Below are 19557 nucleotides of genomic sequence, written 5' to 3'. Positions count from 1 at the left end.
GGTAGTTGTAGTCAGGGTAGACGAGTCATGAAAAAAGGCCTCCCTAGAAAGCAAAAAGGTGCCGCCGCGCTGGAGTTCGCGATGGTCTTCATGATTTTTTTTGCCGTATTTTATGGCTTGGTCAGCTATAGCCTGCCGTTGCTGCTGATGCAGTCCTTTACCCAGGCCGCCGCCGAAGGCGTAAGGCGTAGCGTCGCGCTGGACCCGGCCACGGCAAACTACCCAACGGCCCTGCCCAACCAGGCCATCGCGGCGGCGCAGGCGCAACTGTCGTGGCTCCCTCCCCAGTTCAAATTCCTTCCCACGTACGTCACGGCAACCTACACCCCGGCGGGCCTGTTGACGGTGAACATCAACTACCCGACGTCCAGCCTCCAAAGTGTGTTGCCGTTCCTGGTGCTTCCAGGCTTTGGGACCGTACCCGCACTGCCTCCCACGCTTTCCGCCCAATCGAGCATGCAGTTTTGACCTCAGGGGACAAACTGTTCGGCCGCCTGCTCGGACGCAGCAATCACCTGGCCACCGACGCGCCGACAGCGATGCCAGGCAGCGCCGCGTTGCTGTTCTACCTGGATGCTCAGGGCCGGGTGGTGGACGTCCACGGCTCGTTGCGCCACCGGCTGGAACAGCCCGCCGCGCAACCGCCACAACCAACACCGCTGCTCGACTACCTCACGCCGATGAGCAGCCTGGCGATCGAAGGCGCGCCCGGCGACTGGCAAGGGCAAAGCCTGGACCTGGACTTCAAGGGGCTTGCCGGGCAAACCCTACATACCCGCGGCTGGGTTCAGCCCGACGGCAAAGGTTGGCTGCTGCAACTGCTGGACATTGGCGACCTGATTGCCCACCGCCAACTCACTCAGGTGCGCGAACACCAGCAGCGCGTGAGCGATCAGATCAGCGAGCAACTGCGGGTATGCAGCCTGACGCGCCTGCCCGAGGTACTGCACGACACACTCCAGAGCCTTTCCCAGCACTGGCGTATCCCCTGCGTCGCCATCGCCTTGCTGGATGAGCAGGGCCAGGAATGGCGCATCCAGGGCTGCTACACCGCCCACGACGCTCCGGCGCTCTGGAGCAACGGCCAGGCCTTGGGCTCCAGTCTCGACAGCCTGGGCGGTACGGCGCCGATGAGCCTGGAGGTGCACCGTGGCCACAGCGACCACCCGCGCCTGCAAGGCCTGTTTGGCAATGCCGATGGTTTTCTGGTGCCTTACAGGGACGGCAACGGCGTAGGCGCATGGCTGCTGTGCGGTTTCTATAGCCGCCAGGAACACACCAGCGACCGCGACTGGTTGCAACTGACCGCCGCCCTCGCCATGCCGTTGCTCAGCCGCCTGCGCGAACAGCGCCATCAGCAGCAGCTGGATCGCGTCGACGCGCTGCAGGGCCTGCTCGGTACCGGCTGGTGGGAGCTGCCTCCCCACAGTGAGGACATTGAACTCGCCCCGCAGTTGCTGCACACCCTCAGCCAGGGTGAGACCACCACACGGCTGTCGTTGCCGATGTGGCTCAACCTGATTCACCCCGCGGATCGCGAAGAACTCGCCAGCCGCCTGCAAGACCTCAAGCACCTGGGCAAGCCACTCTCCACCAGCGTTCGCCTGCAACGCAGCGACCCGGCGCAAAACCCCATCTGGTACCGCGTGCAAGGGCAAGCGCTGGGGGCGGGCGAGCAGCGTCGGCTGGTGGGTTTCATGCTCGACATCAGCGACATCAAAAACCAGCAACAACAGGCCGCCGCCGCCCACGCCCGCCTGGATAACCTGATCGCCAGTTCCCCGGCCGTGATCTACGTGCAGCGCTACGTCGAGGGCACGCTGCAACCGGTGTTCTTCAGTGACAGCCTGCTGCCGCTGCTGGGCCGCAGCCTGGCCGACTTCACCCCGGCGGCGCTGAACGAATGGATCCACCCCGAAGACCGCGACCTCTACTTCGACCGTACCCGCCAACTGCTGCGCGAAGGCCACGTGAGCTGCCGCTACCGGGTGCGCGACAAACAGGGCGATTACCACTGGCTGCTGGATGAAGCCCGGCTGCTGCGCGACGACCTGGGGTTGCCCGTGGAGGCCGTGGGCCTGTGGCTGGATGTCACCGAGGCAACCCTGGCAGCGCAACGGGTCAAGGAGAGCGAGGAGCGCTACCGGATCCTGGTGGAAGACTCCCCCGCCATGATCTGCCGCTACCGCCCGGACCTGACCCTGACCTTCGGCAATACCCCCCTGGCCAATTACATGGAGTGCCTGCCCGAGCAACTGCCAGGGATGAACCTCAGCCAGTGGCTGTCCGAAGAACAGCGCGAGGCCTTTGTGCAGCGCATCCGGCAGTTGACCCCGGAGTTCCCCGTGAGCACCGCCGAAATCAGCCTGCAACTGCCGGGGCGTACACACGCCTGGTGGGTATGGTCGGACCGCGGCGTATTCGACGAAGAGGGCCAGTTGCAGGAAGTGCAGGCCGTGGGCCGGGACAACACCGAAGTGCGCCGGTCCCAACAGCAACTTACCCAAAGCGCGAAAATGGCCACCCTCGGCGAAATGGCTACCGGCCTGGCCCACGAGATCAACCAGCCGCTGAACGTGATGCGCATGGCCATCGTCAACGTGCTCAAGCGCTTGAGCAACGGCGACGCCCAGATCGACTACCTGACGGAAAAACTCCAGCGCATCGACGCCCAGGTTCAGCGGGCGGCCCGGGTGGTGGACCATATGCGCGTGTTCGGCCGCCGCTCGGAAGTCGAACAGCAACCCTTCAACCCGGCGCAGGCGGTGGAAGGCACACTGTCGTTGCTCAGTGAAGGCATGCGCGGCAAAGGCGTAGACCTGCGTGTGACGCAGTCGGACGTTGCGGTGCAGGTCAAGGGCTATGTCGACCAATTGGAGCAGGTGTTGATCAACCTGATAGTCAACGCCCGCGACGCCCTGCTGAGCAAGCGCGAGTCTGACCGCGACCTGCAACCGTGGATCTCGGTGCAGATCGAGCACGACAGCCGTCACGTGCGTATCTGGGTAGAGGACAACGGCGGCGGAATTGACCCACGGCTGCTGGAGCGGATTTTCGAGCCGTTCTTCACCACCAAGCCAATTGGCGTGGGCACCGGCCTGGGGTTGTCGGTGAGCTATGGCATTGTCGAAAACATGGGCGGCCGGTTGAGCGTCGCCAACAGTGAGTATGGGGCGAAGTTTTGTGTGGAGCTGCCGGTAGTGAACGAGGTTAAATCACGAGGTAAGCACCGCCCGAGTGGCAACTGAGGTTGGCACCCACTCCGACCTGGTTCAGGTCGATACCCAGCCCCAACAGCAGGGTATTCACCAACGAATTGATCAACGGTATCAGCGTCGCATTTAACACGTTGAGCAGCGCCGTGGTTACACCGCTCAAAACTGATCCAAGCCCCCCAATCAGGTTGCCCAGCAGGTTCGAGTTGCCCGGGGTTGGGCCATACATGTTCAGGTTAAGCCCAGCGACCACCCCATTCACCGGGTCGGTCAAGCCGCTGACGATATTGGGGGTGCTGTAGCTGTAGTAATACGGTGGCTGCGAAACCTCCGGCAAATTCGGCGACTGGTAGGTGTGGGGAATGTTATAGGTACCGCCGGCCTGAATATTGGCCGACAACCCCAACCCTCCGCCCACACCCATCACGACCGGATTACACAACACAATTAAGGTGCAGGTCTTCGTACCGATATCGACGATCTTCAGCGGCGTCACCACCACCGTGGGCGGCGTCGGGCCGCTGCCAAAAACGCTGCTGCTGGCAATCTGTCCCATCCTCAAATTGACCAAGGACGTGTTGGTGGCCGTGGTCAGGGTTTTAGTGGTCGGGCTGGCGCAGCTGTAACCCGTGACCCAACTGGCAGCACTCGCCGCATCCAGCTCGATATCAATGCCCACCGGCGGCGGCAGTACCTGCAACACCGGCGAAGTACACGAGATCGCGCAGGTCAATGAATTGATCACCCCGACCAGGTTCAGGCTGAGCAGCGCATCCAGGGTGCCGAGCAACGGGCTCGCCAACCCGGTCACCGCATTAGTCAGCGTGGAGACCGTATTGAGTATCGGCAGGTTAACCGACAGCTTCGTGCGTAACTGAGCCGTTTGTACGTAAATCCGGTTTGGGCCGGTCTGGGGGTTCTGCCCGGCAGCCGTGGCAAGCGCCGGATTACCGATGGCCGACAGTTGTGGCGGCTGCAACACCTGCACACTGGCGGTGATTTGCGCCACGCCCGGCAGGTTGATGGGGAAGCTGGCCACCAAGCCGTTCTGCGTGTTGGCCAGTTGCACGAACCCCTGGATCAGGTCGAATACCCGCATGTTGACCGCCAGGGCGGCAACACTGGTTCCACTCTGGACCGACAGCGCATTACCCAAGACCACTTGGGTCGCACCCGCCGCGACTTTCAAGGCCTGCAGGCTGGCGATGGTCGCGGTGGCAGATAACGTATGCGTGGGGTCCAGCACATTGATTGCCGATTGAATCAATTGGCCAACCGCGATGGTGTTACCCAAGACTTGCGTGTACCCGACGGCCGTCAGCCCAAGGTCGAGCTTTAGTTGGTCCAGGTAACTCAGCAAAGAAATATTGCTGTTGATCAGACCATTCCAACCGGCCACCGAGAGGTTCACGGCACCGCCCAACAAACCGCCGGTCAGCGCGTTAAGCAGGGGCGCGTTGTTCGTATCCACGACCAAGGCCGTGCTGCGAATGGTCAATGACGCCAGGGGCGGCCCCAATGCGGCGACCGCCACTGCACTCACCGTCGTCTGCGCGGTCACGGCGGTACCGTTGACCATATTCCATATGCCGCCGGCAACGCTGGTAGCCACGGTCTCGGAGGCCACCACCTGGATCGCATCGTTTTTTGTGGCGTTGGCGCTGAAGACCCGTTGATTGCTGGCATTGGTCACCAACGTGCCGCAGGTGACCGCCAGTGCCCGGGTGTTGGCGACTATCGTGAAACCATTACGCGTAGCATTCTGCGTGGCGTAATCGTTGGCCGTGGTACCCGTCGCGCATTGCCCGCCACGATTGGCGGACTCCAGGGCTGCAGTATCGGCGATGGACTGCAACTTGCGCTTTTCCACGTACAAACGACTGCTGTCGATCACCAGCAACAGGAACACCAAGGCCGTGCCCAAGGTCACGGCCGCTATCAAGCCAATCGCACCACGCTGCCTTGCGTACCCGGCCAGGCGGCCGGAACGAGGTCGAAGAGACATCGAGCACTCCTTTGCCGGCACACTGCCGAGCGCTTACTCTCCTGTGTTGCTTGGGAGTGTAGACAACCGCAGCGGGGGCTGCCGGCCAGTCGCCATACCTCGGCGACTGGCGGGGTGCTGATTACAGAATCAGTGCGGCGGGTAGTTGGAAAGCACCTTGGTCACCGTCGCGCGAATAGCGGCGCTGCGGTCCTGTGGCTCGGGGGAACTGGCGAGCATTTGCTCATCGCTGCCACGCCACACCAGCTTGCCGTCCTTGCCGTCGAGCAAATCGATCTGGATGGTCGCGACCTTGTAGGTGATGTTGCGGGTTTCGTTGTACATCGGCGCGCCCCAGTAACCATTCCACGGCCCGCCCCAGGCGCCGCCGTAATTGGTGGTGACTTGTTGCTGGCGGTCTTCAACGATCAGGTAAGTCTGCACATTCAGGTCAGCCTTGGTGCCCGGCGCCGCAGGGCGCAAGCCACGCTGGTCGAGTTGTTCGCCCACGGCCTGGCGGATGCGCTGTTCGGTGAGGTCACTCTTGATGCGCGGGTCATCCGGACGGTATTGCAACGCAGGCTCTTTCCAGCTCCAACTGCGGTACGCGCCAAAATCCCGGCTGGCGTCAAAATCGTGGTTGACCTGGCTGCTCTGGCAGCCGCTCAGCAACACAACAACAGCAAGTGCAGCGATACGACGAAGCATGGTTTTTCTCCAAAAGACGAACTGAGCTTGAGATGAGAATAGCTGCTAACTGGGAGGATAAGCGGTCATTGCTTTCTGCATCGCCTCACGCAACGCATCGGCGCGCTCGCCGAGGCTGCCCTGGCTTGCGGTTTCGGCGCTGGTGCTCCACACCGGCTGACGGGTGCGGGCATCGAACAGGCTGATGCGCGCCACGGCCACCGTCACCTCATAGGTGCGTACCACCGGCACCGTGTTGTACATGCCGTAACCGTTGCCGTAGCGGTTATAGCCTCCGTAGCCGTAGCCATAATCGTCCTGGACCTGGCGCAGACGTTTTTCCAGGCGCACATCGGCGCTCACCAACAGGTCGGGGGCGCGGTTGTCATGCAAGGGGCGCAGGCCGCGCTGGTCGAGGGCGCCGCTGACGGCCTCGGCAATCTGCGCCGAATCGGCCCAGGCCGAGCCCGCCGGCAGTTGATTGTTGAGCCAGGCCCAACTGCGGTAGGCGCCATAGTCGCGCACCGGCGCCGGGTAGGCGCTGGCATCAAAGGTGTTGGCCGCCTGGGCAGGCGCCGGCGGCATCGGGGCAGATGCCGCCACATACGGGTTGGGGCTTTGGCAACCCGCCAGGCCCAGGCCCAGCAGGATCAGTCCAAGACAGCGCTTCATTTCGACCTCCGCAGACTGGGCCGCTTAAACCGGACGGCAGATCCAGTGCAAATAACGCCCAAGTCCGGCAAAGCTTGGGTGACGACGGTGTGCGAGCTCCATCTCCAACAAATCCTGCAATTCGGCGCGGGCCTGGAATTCCACCGGCATATAGTCGTGGAACACCCGCACGCCACTCTGGGTTTCGACCTGCCACAGGCCCTCGAGTTGCGTCGCCAACTCCCGTGGGTCCAGGGGTTGTTGCGGCGTGAGGCTCTGTTTTTCGCCGGCCATGTCGTTCTTGCGCATTTTGCGGAAGTGGCCTTTGAGCAGGTTGCGGTAAATCAACGCGTCCCGGTTGTAAAAGGCCAGGGACAGCCAGCCGCCGGGCGCGGTCAACTGGTGCAGCACCGGCAGGATTGCGTGGGGTTCGGCCAGCCATTCCAGTACGGCGTGGCACAGCACCAGGTCGTAGGGCTGGGTGAGTTGGCCGAGCAAGTCCTGCCAGGGCGCTTGAATGAAGGTCGCCGTCTGCCCGGCTTCGGCGAAACGCTGGCGGGCACCTTCGAGCATCGGCTCGGCGGGTTCGGCCAGGGTCACGTCATGGCCGCGCTCGGCCAGCCACAGCGACATATGGCCCAGCCCCGCGCCGATATCCAGCACCCGCAGCGGGCGGTCCGGCAGCGCCTCAATCAGGTCGGCTTGCAGCACCGCCAGGCGAATCGCGCCCTTGGCACCGCCGTAGATCTTCTCGGCGAAACGGGTGGCCAACTGGTCGAAATGACGGTCACTCATTTGGCAAACCGCCGTTCGCTGTCAGCCAGCTTGGCGCGAACCACTTGATCCATGTCCAACCCCAACTCGCTGCACAACAGCAGCAGATACAGCACGATGTCACCGACTTCCTGGCCTGCGTGGGCAAGTTTATCGGCGGGCAACTGCCGCGACTGGTCTTCGCTCAGCCACTGGAAAATCTCCACCAGCTCGGCCATTTCAACGCTGGCGGCCATCGCCAGGTTCTTGGGGCTGTGGAACTGCTTCCAGTCGTTGGTATCGCGGATGCGGTGCAGGCGTTCGGTGAGGTGTTCGAGGTTCATGGGGGGCTCCTGAAGGTGTATAGCTTCGGGCGCAAGCCGCGCGAAGGCAAGTGAATCCCTGCGGCCCGTAAACCTCTATGCTAGAAGGGAACTAGCTTGGGCCAATAACGACCAAAGGCTCAGGTTCGGCAGCTACGCCCACCGTCTTATCAGGACACACACATGCAAACAGACTTTTTCGGATGGCTGGGCCTCAAAATCGGCCAGATCATCCACTTTATCGTCGAGTTGTTCAGCGGGCTGTTCAACACCCTGTCCCACGCGGGCGGCGACTTTGTCGACGGGCTGGCCAGATCCTTAGGGATGGACACCTCGATCATCAGCATCCTCATGCTGATTATCGGGTTGATGCTGCTGTACTCGGCGGTGCGCGCGTTTATGCGGGCGTCGATCATCATGGGGATTATCTGGTTGATGCTCGGGCTCTGGGTGCTCAGTTGGGTGGTGCATTAATAAAGGGCCAGCAGGGTAAATCCCTTTAATTTGAGGGACGTTTCCGAGACAATCTTTCGGCCTTGTGCCTGCTGGGATGGGTGGCTAGTCTTCGCCCCTTCACTGCATATCAGTGATCGGGTTTAGTCGCCCGGAATTAGTGAGCGCAAGTTGTCGCCATGCTTCATGGCGGCTGTGCGCAGGGCACCTTCGGGTGCGCCGGGTTCCACTAGCCGGTCGACTAACCTGCGTACAGCCGCCACCCTCGTTTAGTCGCGCGGGTGTCAGCTCCTTACCTTCTAGTGGAGTTACACCATGCATAAGCTTGTCCCAGATCCACCCAGCGACCTCCTCAAAGACCGCGCCGCCTTTAACCGCGCCCTCGAACACTACCTGCCATCGCAGGGCTTCCACACGATCAACGAAGACCTGAGCTTCGAAGATTCCCTGCTCTACACCGCCAGCCTGCTGAGCAGCGCCTCGGCCACTGCGCTCGATTGCGGCGAGCTGCTGGAAAGCCCGCAGCGAGCGAAGATCCTGGCCGTGTGGCACTTGCTGGAAATTGCCAAGACTACGGTCGACCGCTCGATCGAATGCCTGCATCCGCGTAAGACTTAAGCCTTCATTGCCTGGCCGTCAGCTATCGCAGGCAAGCCAGCTCCCACAGGGGAATGCATTCCAAGTGTGGGAGCCGGGCTTGCCCGCGATAGCGATCGCCCAGGCAACAGATATGCGTACAGCCAGTTACACTACCGCTCCCCAAAGGAGCCCGCATGACTTCCCTGCTGACCGACTGGCGCGACCGCCCCACCCATCGCCGCGTGTGGGCCCTCGCCGCGCCGATGATCCTGTCGAACATCTCCGTGCCGCTGGTGGCGCTGGTGGACAGCATGGTCATCGGCCACCTGCCCCACGCCCATCAACTCGGCGCCGTGGCCGTGGGGGCCAGCCTGTACACCTTCCTGGCCTGGGCCATGGGTTTCCTGCGCATGGGTTCCACCGGCTTTGCCGCCCAGGCCGCCGGGCGCGGTGATGGTGCGGCGCTGAGGCAGATTCTGTTGCAGGGGCTGCTGCTGGCGCTGGGCCTGGCGATGTTGCTCGGCAGCATCGGCATTCCGTTAAGCGGCCTGGTGCTGGACTGGATGCAGCCCTCGCCCGAGCTGAACCAACTGACCCGGGAATTCTTCCACACCCGCCTCTTCGGCCTGCCCGCGGCCCTGGCCAGCTACGCCCTGGTCGGCTGGTTCCTCGGTTCCCAGAACGCCCGCGCGCCGCTGGCGATTCTGCTCACCACCAACCTCGTCAATATCGCCCTCAACCTGTGGTTCGTCCTGGGTCTGGATTGGGGCGTGGTCGGCTCGGCACGCGCCTCAGTGATCGCCGAATGGACCGGCGCCCTCCTCGGCCTGGCCCTGACCCAAAAAGCCCTGCGCGCCTACCCCGGCCATATCGCCTGGGCCGCACTCAAGCTGTGGCAAAGCTGGCGCCCGCTGCTGGCGGTAAACCGCGATATCTTCATCCGCAGCCTGGCCCTGCAATCGGTGTTTTTCATGATCACCGTGCAAGGCGCCCGCTTGGGCGATGCGACGGTGGCGGCAAACGCCCTGCTGCTTAACGGATTACTGCTGACGGCTCACGCCCTGGACGGACTGGCCCATGCCGTGGAAGCCTTGTGCGGCCACGCCATCGGCGCCCACGACCGCCAGGCTTTGCGCCGTTCGCTGGTGGTGGCCTGCGGTTGGTCGCTGCTGGCCAGCATCGGCTTCGCGATCCTGTTCGCAGTGTTCGGCCACCTGTTTATCGCCATGCAAACCGACATCCCGAGCGTGCGCGAAACCGCCGACATCTACCTGCCCTACCTCGCCGTGTTGCCGCTGATTGCAGTGTGGAGCTACCTGCTGGATGGCCTGTTCATCGGCGCCACCCGCGCCCGGGAAATGCGCAACGGCATGCTGCTCACCGTAGTGATTGTGCTGCCCTTCGCCTGGGCCTTGCAGGGCCTCGGTAACCACGGGCTGTGGATAACCTTCCTGCTGTTCATGGCCTTGCGCAGCCTCACGCTATGGGCAATTGCCTGGCGCCTGAACAAACAGGACCGCTGGCTTACTGGCCCGGCGTGAACTTGATAAACGCGGTCACCCGGTCCAGCACCGGCGCCAGCCAGCGCAGCGGCCGGGCCATGGACGCCACCAGCGTCGCGTGGCTGGTCCTGGTGAAGTAGAACGCCTCCACCGACACACCCGCCGCCCGCAACTTGTTCGCCAGGCCGCCGGTGTTGCGCTTGGGGTTGACCAGGTTGTCGTCCACCGACGCAATCAGCAGGCTTGGCGGTGCGCTTGCGCTGACGTGGTTGATGGGCTGGGAGTCGGGTGGCGAATCCGGGTAGAAGAACACCGGGCGCACATCGCGGTTTTCAATCGGCAGGAAGTCATACGGCCCGGCGAGGCCGATCCAGCCCTTGAAGACTGACGGCGACAATCCAACCCCGGCCAACCATTGTGGGTCCAGCGCCAGCATCGCAGCGTTGTAGGCACCGGAGCTGTGGCCCATCACGTACAGCTTGCCGGGATCGGCGCCGTACTCGGCAATATGCTGGTGCGTCCAGGCAACCGCTTGGGCGCCGTCCTGCAAAAACAGTGGGTAACGCACTTGCGGATAAAGCCGGTAATCGGCGATCACCACCACGATGCCACGCGAGGCCAGGGCTTCGCCGACGAAACCGTAGTCATCCCTGGAGCCGCTGTTCCAGCTGCCGCCATAGAAAAACACCACCACCGGCGCATTGGGCAAGGCAGTGACGGGACGGTAGATATCGAGTTTCTGGCGGGGGTCATCGCCGTAGGCAATGGAGGAGGTTTTGGTGAAGGTGCTGGAGGGTGTGAGTGCGTTGAGGACCTTGATGGGGGAGCAGGCTGCGAGCAGCGCGGCTATTGCCAGGGTGAACACTTGCAGAAGTTTGCTCGACATCGCCTAGCCCCTCTTTGCGTAAACCCTGGCCTTTGTGGTGAGCGGGCTTGCCCCGCGCGAGGCAAGCTCGCTCACCACAAAAAGCTGCGCCGTACCCCGTATCAGGAGGACAGGTAAGACGAACGCGTCAGCCCCAGACGCAACGCATCCAGGAACTGGGTCCGCTCCGCCGCCGTGATCTTCGCGCTGGCGCACTTGTCACGGTAGTGAGTCATCAACTCCTCCGGCGACAAGTGCACGTAGCGCAGCATGTCTTCGATGGTGTCGTGGGTCTCGATCCCGGCGCTGTACACCGAACCGTCTTCACGCTGGTAGATGTTCACCGAGTCGGTGTCACCGAACAGGTTGTGCATGTCGCCGAGGATCTCCTGGTAGGCGCCCACCAGGAAAATCCCCAGCAGGTAATCCTCACCTTCGTTCACCGCATGCACCGGCAGGCTGGTCTCGATGCTTTGCTCGTCGACGTACTGCTTGATCTTGCCGTCGGAGTCGCAGGTCAAATCCTGCAGCACCGCGCGGCGCAGCGGTTCTTCGTCGAGGCGATGCAGCGGCAGAATCGGCAGTACCTGGCCGATGGCCCAGGTGTCCGGCAGGCTCTGGAACACCGAGAAGTTGCAGATGTATTTGTCGGCCAGCTTGTCGTTGAGTTCGTCCAGCACCTGGCGGTGCGAGCGCTGGCGGGCTTTCAGCGAGTTGTGCAGGCGGCGGCACACGGCGAAGTAGCATTGCTCGGCCAGGGCTTTTTCCGCCAGGGTCATTTTGCCGTCAGCGTACTGGGTGGCCACGTCGCTCATGTAGTGGGTGGCGCGCCAGTAGGTTTCGGTGACCATTTCAATGTCGGTCGGGCCCAGCAGGTCCACCAGCCACTGCACGGTTTCCGGCAGGCTTTCCTTGTTCTCGATCAGCGGCACGTCGTCGTTGTGCTTCTCGACGTCGGTCACCTGCACCACCAGCATGGCGTGGTGGGCGGTCAGGGAGCGGCCGCTCTCGGAGAAGATGTTCGGGTGCGGCAGGCTCTGCGCGTCGCAGAATTCCTTGAGCATGCCCACGACCACGCCGGCGTAGTCGTCCATGTCGTAGTTGATCGAGCTGGCGTTACGCGAGTGGGTACCGTCGTAGTCCACGCCCAGGCCGCCGCCCACGTCGATGTGGTCCACCGGCAGGCCGAGGTTGCGCAGTTCGCCGTAGTAACGAATGGCTTCCTTGAACCCGTGCTGGTAGTCGGCCAGGTTGGCGATCTGCGAGCCCATGTGGAAGTGCAGCAGGCGAATGCCCTGGTCCAGGCCCGCCGCGCGGAAACGCTCGACCACGGACAGCAGTTGCGCCGCCGACAGACCGAATTTGGATTTCTCGCCGCCGGTGTCTGCCCACTTGCTCGACGCCAAAGACGACAGGCGCACCCGCAGGCCCACCTGAGGCTTGACCTTGAGGTTGGCGGCTTCTTCGATTACCAGGCCGACTTCGGATTCTTTCTCGATCACGATGAAGACGTTGTGGCCCAGCTTCTGGCCCATCAGCGCGAGGCGGATGAACTCACGGTCTTTGTAACCGTTGCAGACGATGGTGCCGCCTTTCGGCGCCAGGGCCAGCACGGCCAGCAGCTCCGGCTTGGAGCCGGCTTCCAGGCCGATGGACACATCCTGGGTGGCGATGATGTTCTCGATCACCGCTTCCTGCTGGTTCACCTTGATCGGGTACAGCGCGGTGTATTTGCTCTGGTATTCCAGGCGCTCGATATTCGCGTCGAAGGCGCCGGTCAACTGGCGTACGCGGTCTTGCAGGATGTCGGGGAAGCGCACCAGCAACGGCAAGGACAGGCCGCTTTTGCGCAACTCGTCTACTTGCTCGTACAGGTCGACGGGCGTGCTGTTCGGGCCGTTCGGACGGACTTCAACGCGACCGGCATCATTGATCGCGAAATACCCGGCCCCCCAATGGCGAATCCCGTAAACACTGCGGCTGTCCGCAACTGTCCATTGGCTGCCATCGTCTTTGCGTGTGCGTCGTACGGACATCGAAGTCCCCTATAAATGAAGTCGAAGTGCACCGGCCTGATCAGAGGCTGGCGCAGTCTAAAGAATGAAAATGACGATTTGCCTGTGAGAGGGGTAGACCCCACTTGCAGGACAGAGTTTAGACACCGGTCAGGAACAGGCTCTGTGAAAACCATGGAGACGACAGTTCGCGTTCAGCGAGCAGGCCATCGGGGTGGTTTTCACAGAGGCTGCTAGCCGCCGGATTTCTTCGCCTTGTAACCCAGCTTGATCAGCTCGGCCAACAGCAACTCGACGTGGTCGCCCTGGATCTCGATCACGCCGTCTTTCAGGGCGCCACCGGTGCCGCAACGCTTTTTCAGCGTGGTGGCCAGCTCCTTCAAAGCATCTTCGGCCAGGGGCACGCCGGTGATGGTGGTCACCGTCTTGCCGCCACGGCCCTTGCTCTCGCGACGTACGCGGGCAATACCGTCGCCTTCGGGAATCAGGGTTGTTTTGCAGGTGCATGAATCCACGGGCTGGCGACAGTCCGGGCAATGTCGACCTGCGTCGGTGGAAAATACCAGGCCACCAAGGGCGGCGAAGGATGCGGCTTTTTTGGCCACCGGCAATCCTCTTGGGAGGACAAAGACTGATCGATGGGGTCACCGACCGCGAAGCCCCACTCAGGCAGGGGCAGCGCTACTGAACCGCGAGAGCGGTTCAGCCTGAAAAGTCGCGCAGTGTAACGGCAAAAAGGCCCCTTGCTAAGAGCCAAATGGCGCCAATTTATGCAACTTTAGCGACGCAGGGCCAAATATCGACGCAACCCTTCCTGTGCATCCGGGCAATAAGGCTTTTCTTCGGCCTCCTGCAACACCGTCGCCAGCGGCAGAAAGCGCGCTTCCATGACTTCTTCCGGTTGGATCCGCAGCGGCCCGTCCCACACAGCCGAGAACGACGTGCACCAGAGCCGGCTGTCGCCGTCTTCGAAGTAGAAGTGATCGTGAGCGGTCAGTTCGACGCCGCTGACCCCCAGTTCCTCCTCCAGCTCCCGGGCCGCCGACTCGGCGTAGGACTCGTGGGCCGCCACCATCCCGCCTGCCGCCGTGTCCCAGAACCCCGGGTACATGGCTTTGCTCAGGGTGCGCCGGTGCACACACAGCTCACCGGCCGAGTTGAACAGGAAGATAAAGGTGCAGCGCCCGATCAGCCCGCGCTGGCGCAAATCGGAACGCACCCGGGAGCCGAGCAGGTTGTCCTGCTCGTCGACCCAGGCAATCAGTTCGGCGTCGGAGGCGGCGCGGTGCGCCGCCTCCCGGGTGGAAGCGTCCATCATCAACCCTGGTTCAGGAGCTGACGCAAGTCGATCACTGCCGCGTTGGCCCGGGAAATATAGTTGGCCATGACCAGCGAGTGGTTGGCCAGGATGCCAAAACCACTGCCGTTGAGAATCATCGGGCTCCACACCGGTTCCTGCGAGGCTTCCAGCTCACGAATGATCTGGCGCACGCTGACGGTGGCGTTCTTCTTGGCCAGCACGTCGGCGAAGTCGACTTCAATGGCGCGCAGCAGATGGGACAAGGCCCAAGCCTGGCCGCGGGCTTCGTAGAACACGTTGTCGATCTGCATCCATGGGGTTTCCACCACTTCTTCGTCGACTTGCGGCACTTCACCCGGCGCCAGCGCTTCGGTTTTCAGCGCGGTGTTGAGCTTGACCCGGCCCACACTGGCCGACAGCCGTTGCGACAGCGAACCCAGACGGGTTGCCACATCACCCAGCCAGTTGTTCAGGTTGTCGGCACGCGCATAGAACAGCGCGCCGCGCTGATTCGGGTCAGACAAACGGGCTTCGTAGCGGCTCAGGGAATTGATGCCTTCCTGGTATTCCGACTCACTGGACGGCAACACCCAGCTCTTGTTGTCGAAGTTGAAGCGCGGCTCGGCCTTGGCCAGGTCCGCGTCTTCCGCCGACTGCGACTGCGAGCGGGCGAAGTCTTTGCGCAGGGCACGGGTCAGGTCACGCACCTGCACCAGCACGCCGTATTCCCAGCTGGGCATGTTGTCCATCCACAGGCCTGGCGGGAAGCGGTCGTTGGAAATGTAGCCACCCGGCTTGCTCAGCAAGGTGCCCACCACGGTCTTGAGGGTTTCGACGGTGGTGAAACCCACCACCATCTGCTTGCCTTCCTTCTCGGCGGCAATCTGGGCGTTCTGCTGCACCGGGAACAACGCAGGCTCTTCACTCCAGTACCAACCCAGGGCACCGGTGACCAACAGATACAACGCGACCAGCGAGAGCAGCGCACGGCTCATCAGCAGGTTACGGAAATAGCTGCGGGGGGCCGACTTGGTCTCGGGGGCCGGGCCCTTTGCACTGCCTGCGCGGTTTTTCCAGTCCAGCATGGCGATATCCTTTCAATCACTTGAGTTCAATAGCTACGACCACAACCCTACCCCATCGTGCCGAGCATCGGGGCGCTTTTAGTCGGGGGTGGCGCGGATGCGCGGCTCGACTATAAAGGATGCACGCTTTTTACGCCCGCGCGACTGCAGGGTCGACAAATGAATATCCAGGACCTCGCAGTTAATTGACGTATGACACTCGTGCAGAGGAAAAGAGGTGCTAGCATAGAGCCATCAGTTCGACCTCAGCATGCAGCCTAACTAGTAGTCAGGATATGACCGAGCCAGAAGACCCCAGCCGTGAGCGCCTCAAGCACCATTTTGCCCAGCGGGTAATTCATCAGGCACGTCAAATTCTTGAGATCTGGCAGCGCCTGCAACGCAGCGAATGGTCGACCACTGACTTGTCCGAGCTCAGTGAGGCCAACCTGCGCCTGCTGCGTTTTGCCGAACGCTTCGAGCAGCCGGAGCACGGCCAGCTGGCGCACCTGATCAGCGATTCACTCAAGGCCGTGGACGACAACCGCGGTCGCCTCAGCAGCCACCTGATCACCGAACTCAACCGTTTGATGCAGCGCTTGTCCCGCACCGGCCTGCGCCAGGGCGACCAGCTGGAACAAACCTTACTGCCGCCCATGCGCAAGCCGATCTATGTGATGCTGGCCGATCACGACCGCGCCGAGCGCCTGGCCAAGCAACTGGAATTCTTCGGTTTGAGTGCCCAGTCCCTCGACAGCGTGGCGGCATTTCGCGCCTCGATGGCCGAGCGCTTGCCCGCCGCTATCGTTATGGATGTGGATTTCTGCGGCGCCGGCCTCGGCCTCAAGCTTGCCGCCGAAGCCCAGGAAGGCCTTGAGCAAAAACTGCCGCTGCTGTTTTTCAGCCTGCACGAAACCGACACGCCCACCCGCCTGGCCGCCGTGCGCGCAGGCGGCCAGGAGTTCCTCACCGGAACCCTGGAGGCCTCGAGCCTGCTGGAAAAAATTGAAGTGCTGACCTGCGTTGCCCAGTACGAGCCTTACAAGGTGCTGATCATCGACGACTCGCGGGCCCAGGCGATGCACACCGAGCGCCTGCTCAACAGCGCCGGCATCGTCACCCGTACCCTGATCGAACCGATCCAGGCCATGGCCGAGCTGGCGGACTTCCAGCCCGACCTGATCATCCTCGACATGTATATGCCAGCCTGTACCGGTACCGAACTGGCCAAGGTGATCCGCCACAATGACCGTTACGTCAGCGTGCCGATCATCTACCTCTCGGCCGAAGACGACCTGGACAAGCAACTGGACGCCATGAGCGAAGGCGGCGACGACTTCCTCACCAAGCCGATCAAGCCCCGGCACCTGATCACCACCGTGCGCAACCGCGCGGCGCGGGCGCGTAACCTCAAGGCGCGGATGGTGCGCGACAGCCTCACCGGGCTGTACAACCACACGCACATCCTGCAACTGCTGGAAGACTGCAGCTTCCGCGCACGCCGTGAAAACAAGCCGCTGAGCTTCGCGATGCTCGACATCGACCACTTCAAGCGGGTCAACGACAGCCACGGCCACCCCATGGGCGACCGGGTGATCAAGAGCCTCGCGCTGTTTCTCAAGCAGCGCCTGCGCAAGACCGACTATATAGGCCGTTACGGCGGCGAAGAATTTGCCATCGTGATGCCCGATACCGACCTCGACAGGGCTTGTCAGGTACTGGACGAGATCCGCGGGCGCTTCGCCGAGATTCACTATCCCGCCCAGCCCCAGGATTTGTGGTGCACGTTCAGTGCCGGCGTGGTGGAGCTCTGCGACGGCTCCGACAGCCTGATGATGGCCGCCCAGGCCGACGAGGCGCTGTATCGCGCCAAGGATGCAGGCCGTAACCGGGTGATGTCGGCGCGCGCATCAAAGCAAAGTGCCACCTTTTCACCGGAATCCACCGAATCCGTCATAACTCTGTAATAGAAACGCAATAACTTCAGGCACTTACTTCTGCTGTCGGTTGAAACCACGCATGCGCCTGAAGCTGCTGACGAATCTGAACACCCTCCTTCTGGTCGCCGTTTGCCTGGCCCTGGGCGCAACGCTCTGGTGGTCGCAACGCGCCCTGGAACGGCCTTATCTGCTGATGGAGCGCTATCTCGGCCTGTCGCAGACCTTTCAGAACCAGGCCGCACGCAATATCGACGATTACCTCGCCAGCGGCGACGCCCTGCGCCTGAGCAGCGCCAGCCAGAGCCTGGAGAACCTGCTGCAACACCTGGATGAGTTGCCGGCCGACCTGGCGCACAACCTGCGCCCCAGCCTGGTCGACCTGGATACCTTCAGCAAAACCGACCTGCTGGCCGCCGGAAAACTGGCCGGCGACCCGCAAGCCCTGCTGCTGCAAGCCGAGCGCGAACTGGGTGCGAACCTGGAGCAACTGAATCAGTACGCCAGCGGTGTGAATTCGCCGGAGTCTGCGCGTTATTTGCCGCCTTTATTGGCCGCGTCCCAGCACCTGGCCAAACTGTCCCTGGCCCGGGACAAACTGGTGAGCAGCGGACGCAGCGAACTGGCCGACGATGTAGAGCGCGAAGTCAGCAACATCCGCAGCCAGGCTGACGCGCTGGGGCAATTGCCCTTGCTGGGCGTGACGGCCAGCAGCGAGTCCAATACCGACGATTTCTCGGCCATGATGGGCCTGGAAAACACCGAAAAAACCGTGGCCCAGGACACCGGTGTCGACCTCAAGCGCGAGCTCAACAGCCTGCTGACTCGCTACCCCGCCGAGCTGAAACGGACCCGCGAGCAAATCCAGCAACGCACCGAACTGGCCACCGCCACCCACCTGAAAATCAACGCCGTGCAGCAAGCCATCGCTGCGCTGGAGCCCGTGGTGCGGGCCCAGCACGCGCAGATCCAGGGCGAAGTGCGGCTGATGCAAGGCGTGATGATCGGCCTGATTTTGCTGATCGCTCTGTTGATCGACACCTTGCAACGGCGGCTGGCGCGGGTGCTGACCAACCTGGCGCCGGCCTTGTCCACATGGGCCGAGGGCGACTTCAGCCAGCCCATTACCTTGGGCAAGACCAACCGTGAGCTGCACGATATCGAAGAGTCCCTGAACCGCTTGCGCGCCTACCTGGTAGACCTGGTGGGCACCATCAGAGGCAACGCCGAGCAAGTGGCCGGCAGCAGCAGCGCGCTGGCGGAACTGAGCAGCGGCATGCATGACGGTGCCGAGCGCCAGGCCGGTGATACGGCGCAGATTCGCGATTCCCTTGGCGAACTGGAAGCGACGATCCAGCAGGTAGCCGGCGATGCCAGCCAGGCCGCCGCCGCCAGCCGCAGTGCAGGCGAGGCCGTCGAACAGGGCCAGCGCGTGATCGGCTTGAGCCTGACCGGCTTGCACGCATTGGTCGGCGAAGTGCAGATCAATGCGCAGATGATCGAGAAACTTGCCGAAGAGTCCGCAACCATCGGCGGGGTACTCACGGTGATTCGCTCGATTGCCGACCAGACCAACCTGCTGGCACTGAACGCTGCCATCGAAGCCGCCCGGGCCGGTGAGGCCGGTCGTGGGTTCGCGGTGGTCGCCGACGAGGTACGTTCCCTGGCCCAGCGCACCGCCGGTGCCACCGCCGAAATCCAGCACCTGATCGCCGGCCTGCAAACCGCCGCCCGGCAATCGGTGGAAGGCATGCGCGCCCAGGTCGAACACGCCGAAGCCACCGCCGAACAAGCCCAGGCGGCCGACGGCGCGCTGGATGAAATCGTCGGGGCGATCCAGACCATTTCCGACACCGCCGTGCGGATTGCCGATGTGACGGCCCAGCAAAGTGGCGCCGTGAGTGAAATCCGCGATAACAGTGAGCGAATTCACCAGTTGGGCGAGGACAACTTGCTGCGAATCGGCCAGGGGCGCAGCCAGGGCGAGCACTTGCTGGTGCTGGGCGGGCAACTCAATACTGCCGTGCAAGCATTCCGCGTCTAATGCACACCCTGTAGGAGCCGGCTTGCCGGCGATGAGGCCCGAACTCTCACCGCAGCACTCACAGACGCCATCGCCGGCAAGCCGGCTCCTACAAGTGACCGAATCTGACACCTCGGTCACATATTTTGCGCAATCCTCGCTAATCGTGCTGCCTACTGCATAGAACTGGACAGTCACAAAGCCTT

General features: G+C 62.6%; 16 protein-coding genes and 1 pseudogene. 7 read left to right on the top strand and 10 right to left on the bottom strand.

Annotation, left to right across the window (positions count from 1 at the left end; all coding sequences use genetic code 11):
• Window positions 1–27: 27 nt before the first annotated feature.
• Both MUM_RS0121815 and MUM_RS0121810 read left to right on the top strand, forming a co-directional pair.
• Entirely contained in the window at window positions 28–468 is a 441-nt protein-coding gene (locus MUM_RS0121815) for a TadE/TadG family type IV pilus assembly protein (RefSeq protein ID WP_029616044.1), read from the top strand.
• Window positions 465–3248: a PAS domain-containing protein gene (locus tag MUM_RS0121810; RefSeq protein WP_010174058.1), complete on the top strand. Its 2784-nt coding sequence runs from the start codon at window positions 465–467 to the stop codon at window positions 3246–3248. The genes MUM_RS0121815 and MUM_RS0121810 overlap by 4 nt, the downstream gene beginning before the upstream one ends.
• On the opposite strand, the gene MUM_RS0121805 is transcribed toward MUM_RS0121810, so the two are convergent.
• The 5 genes from MUM_RS0121805 to MUM_RS0121785 form a co-directional block, all read right to left on the bottom strand.
• On the bottom strand, window positions 3211–5220 hold the full coding sequence (locus tag MUM_RS0121805; protein WP_050543217.1) for a pilus assembly protein TadG-related protein: 2010 nt from the start codon (window positions 5218–5220) through the stop codon (window positions 3211–3213). The genes MUM_RS0121810 and MUM_RS0121805 overlap by 38 nt on opposite strands.
• A gap of 129 nt (window positions 5221–5349) precedes the next feature.
• A complete protein-coding gene (locus MUM_RS0121800) occupies window positions 5350–5907 on the bottom strand; it encodes a DUF4136 domain-containing protein (RefSeq protein ID WP_010174054.1) in 558 nt (185 codons plus the stop codon).
• A 45-nt stretch (window positions 5908–5952) separates the two neighbouring features.
• Complete coding sequence (locus MUM_RS0121795; RefSeq protein WP_010174052.1) at window positions 5953–6558, bottom strand: DUF4136 domain-containing protein; 606 nt, start codon at window positions 6556–6558, stop codon at window positions 5953–5955.
• Window positions 6559–6582: 24 nt separating this feature from the next.
• Window positions 6583–7332 (bottom strand): methyltransferase domain-containing protein, encoded by a 750-nt coding sequence (locus MUM_RS0121790; RefSeq protein WP_010174050.1) that lies wholly within the window; start codon window positions 7330–7332, stop codon window positions 6583–6585.
• Window positions 7329–7634 (bottom strand): MazG-like family protein, encoded by a 306-nt coding sequence (locus MUM_RS0121785; RefSeq protein ID WP_010174048.1) that lies wholly within the window; start codon window positions 7632–7634, stop codon window positions 7329–7331. The genes MUM_RS0121790 and MUM_RS0121785 overlap by 4 nt, the downstream gene beginning before the upstream one ends.
• 162 nt (window positions 7635–7796) lie before the next feature.
• On the opposite strand from MUM_RS0121785, the gene MUM_RS0121780 reads away from it, so the two are divergent.
• The 3 genes from MUM_RS0121780 (at window position 7797) to MUM_RS0121770 (ending at window position 10186) form a co-directional block, all read left to right on the top strand.
• Window positions 7797–8087, top strand: a complete 291-nt coding sequence (locus MUM_RS0121780; RefSeq protein ID WP_010174047.1) for a hypothetical protein — start codon at window positions 7797–7799, stop codon at window positions 8085–8087.
• A 294-nt stretch (window positions 8088–8381) separates the two neighbouring features.
• Entirely contained in the window at window positions 8382–8684 is a 303-nt protein-coding gene (locus MUM_RS0121775) for a DUF6124 family protein (protein ID WP_010174046.1), read from the top strand.
• Window positions 8685–8839: 155 nt separating this feature from the next.
• Window positions 8840–10186 carry an MATE family efflux transporter gene (locus MUM_RS0121770; RefSeq protein WP_010174045.1) on the top strand — a complete coding sequence of 449 codons (1347 nt, stop codon included), beginning with the start codon at window positions 8840–8842 and terminating at the stop codon, window positions 10184–10186.
• Here the strand turns inward: MUM_RS0121770 and MUM_RS0121765 are convergent.
• The 5 genes from MUM_RS0121765 to MUM_RS0121745 form a co-directional block, all read right to left on the bottom strand.
• Entirely contained in the window at window positions 10170–11033 is an 864-nt protein-coding gene (locus MUM_RS0121765) for an alpha/beta hydrolase (RefSeq protein ID WP_010174044.1), read from the bottom strand. The genes MUM_RS0121770 and MUM_RS0121765 overlap by 17 nt on opposite strands.
• Window positions 11034–11134: 101 nt before the next feature.
• Window positions 11135–13048, bottom strand: a complete 1914-nt coding sequence (gene speA / locus MUM_RS0121760; protein WP_010174043.1) for an arginine decarboxylase — start codon at window positions 13046–13048, stop codon at window positions 11135–11137.
• Between the two features lie 212 nt (window positions 13049–13260).
• Window positions 13261–13632, bottom strand: coding sequence for a translation initiation factor Sui1 (locus MUM_RS0121755; protein WP_010174042.1), 372 nt, complete (start codon window positions 13630–13632; stop codon window positions 13261–13263).
• A gap of 173 nt (window positions 13633–13805) precedes the next feature.
• Entirely contained in the window at window positions 13806–14342 is a 537-nt protein-coding gene (locus MUM_RS0121750) for an NUDIX hydrolase (RefSeq protein ID WP_010174041.1), read from the bottom strand.
• Window positions 14343–14344: 2 nt separating this feature from the next.
• Window positions 14345–15412, bottom strand: a complete 1068-nt coding sequence (locus tag MUM_RS0121745; protein ID WP_010174040.1) for a DUF2333 family protein — start codon at window positions 15410–15412, stop codon at window positions 14345–14347.
• 275 nt (window positions 15413–15687) lie between these two features.
• On the opposite strand from MUM_RS0121745, the gene MUM_RS0121740 reads away from it, so the two are divergent.
• Together MUM_RS0121740 and MUM_RS1000000135090 are read left to right on the top strand one after the other, a co-directional pair.
• Window positions 15688–17358: a response regulator gene (locus MUM_RS0121740; RefSeq protein WP_010174038.1), complete on the top strand. Its 1671-nt coding sequence runs from the start codon at window positions 15688–15690 to the stop codon at window positions 17356–17358.
• Window positions 17359–18877: 1519 nt separating this feature from the next.
• Window positions 18878–19372: pseudogene (locus tag MUM_RS1000000135090) on the top strand (methyl-accepting chemotaxis protein); the annotation flags it as partial.
• Window positions 19373–19557: the final 185 nt, after the last annotated feature.

The sequence above is a fragment of the Pseudomonas sp. PAMC 25886 genome (assembly GCF_000242655.1).
In the GTDB taxonomy this organism is placed as follows: Bacteria; Pseudomonadota; Gammaproteobacteria; order Pseudomonadales; family Pseudomonadaceae; genus Aquipseudomonas.
Note: the sequence above shows the minus strand (reverse complement) of the source record. Positions and strands in the feature narration are given on the sequence as shown.

What these genes read in the sequence shown, in the direction of transcription:
- MUM_RS0121815 (WP_029616044.1), top strand. Translation starts at nt 28, where the DNA reads ATGAAAAAAGGCCTCCCTAGAAAGCAAAAAGGTGCCGCCGCGCTGGAG.
- MUM_RS0121805 (WP_050543217.1), bottom strand. Translation starts at nt 5,220, where the DNA reads ATGTCTCTTCGACCTCGTTCCGGCCGCCTGGCCGGGTACGCAAGGCAG.
- MUM_RS0121800 (WP_010174054.1), bottom strand. Translation starts at nt 5,907, where the DNA reads ATGCTTCGTCGTATCGCTGCACTTGCTGTTGTTGTGTTGCTGAGCGGC.
- MUM_RS0121795 (WP_010174052.1), bottom strand. Translation starts at nt 6,558, where the DNA reads ATGAAGCGCTGTCTTGGACTGATCCTGCTGGGCCTGGGCCTGGCGGGT.
- MUM_RS0121790 (WP_010174050.1), bottom strand. Translation starts at nt 7,332, where the DNA reads ATGAGTGACCGTCATTTCGACCAGTTGGCCACCCGTTTCGCCGAGAAG.
- MUM_RS0121785 (WP_010174048.1), bottom strand. Translation starts at nt 7,634, where the DNA reads ATGAACCTCGAACACCTCACCGAACGCCTGCACCGCATCCGCGATACC.
- MUM_RS0121780 (WP_010174047.1), top strand. Translation starts at nt 7,797, where the DNA reads ATGCAAACAGACTTTTTCGGATGGCTGGGCCTCAAAATCGGCCAGATC.
- MUM_RS0121775 (WP_010174046.1), top strand. Translation starts at nt 8,382, where the DNA reads ATGCATAAGCTTGTCCCAGATCCACCCAGCGACCTCCTCAAAGACCGC.
- MUM_RS0121770 (WP_010174045.1), top strand. Translation starts at nt 8,840, where the DNA reads ATGACTTCCCTGCTGACCGACTGGCGCGACCGCCCCACCCATCGCCGC.
- MUM_RS0121765 (WP_010174044.1), bottom strand. Translation starts at nt 11,033, where the DNA reads ATGTCGAGCAAACTTCTGCAAGTGTTCACCCTGGCAATAGCCGCGCTG.
- speA (WP_010174043.1), bottom strand. Translation starts at nt 13,048, where the DNA reads ATGTCCGTACGACGCACACGCAAAGACGATGGCAGCCAATGGACAGTT.
- MUM_RS0121750 (WP_010174041.1), bottom strand. Translation starts at nt 14,342, where the DNA reads ATGGACGCTTCCACCCGGGAGGCGGCGCACCGCGCCGCCTCCGACGCC.
- MUM_RS0121745 (WP_010174040.1), bottom strand. Translation starts at nt 15,412, where the DNA reads ATGCTGGACTGGAAAAACCGCGCAGGCAGTGCAAAGGGCCCGGCCCCC.
- MUM_RS0121740 (WP_010174038.1), top strand. Translation starts at nt 15,688, where the DNA reads ATGACCGAGCCAGAAGACCCCAGCCGTGAGCGCCTCAAGCACCATTTT.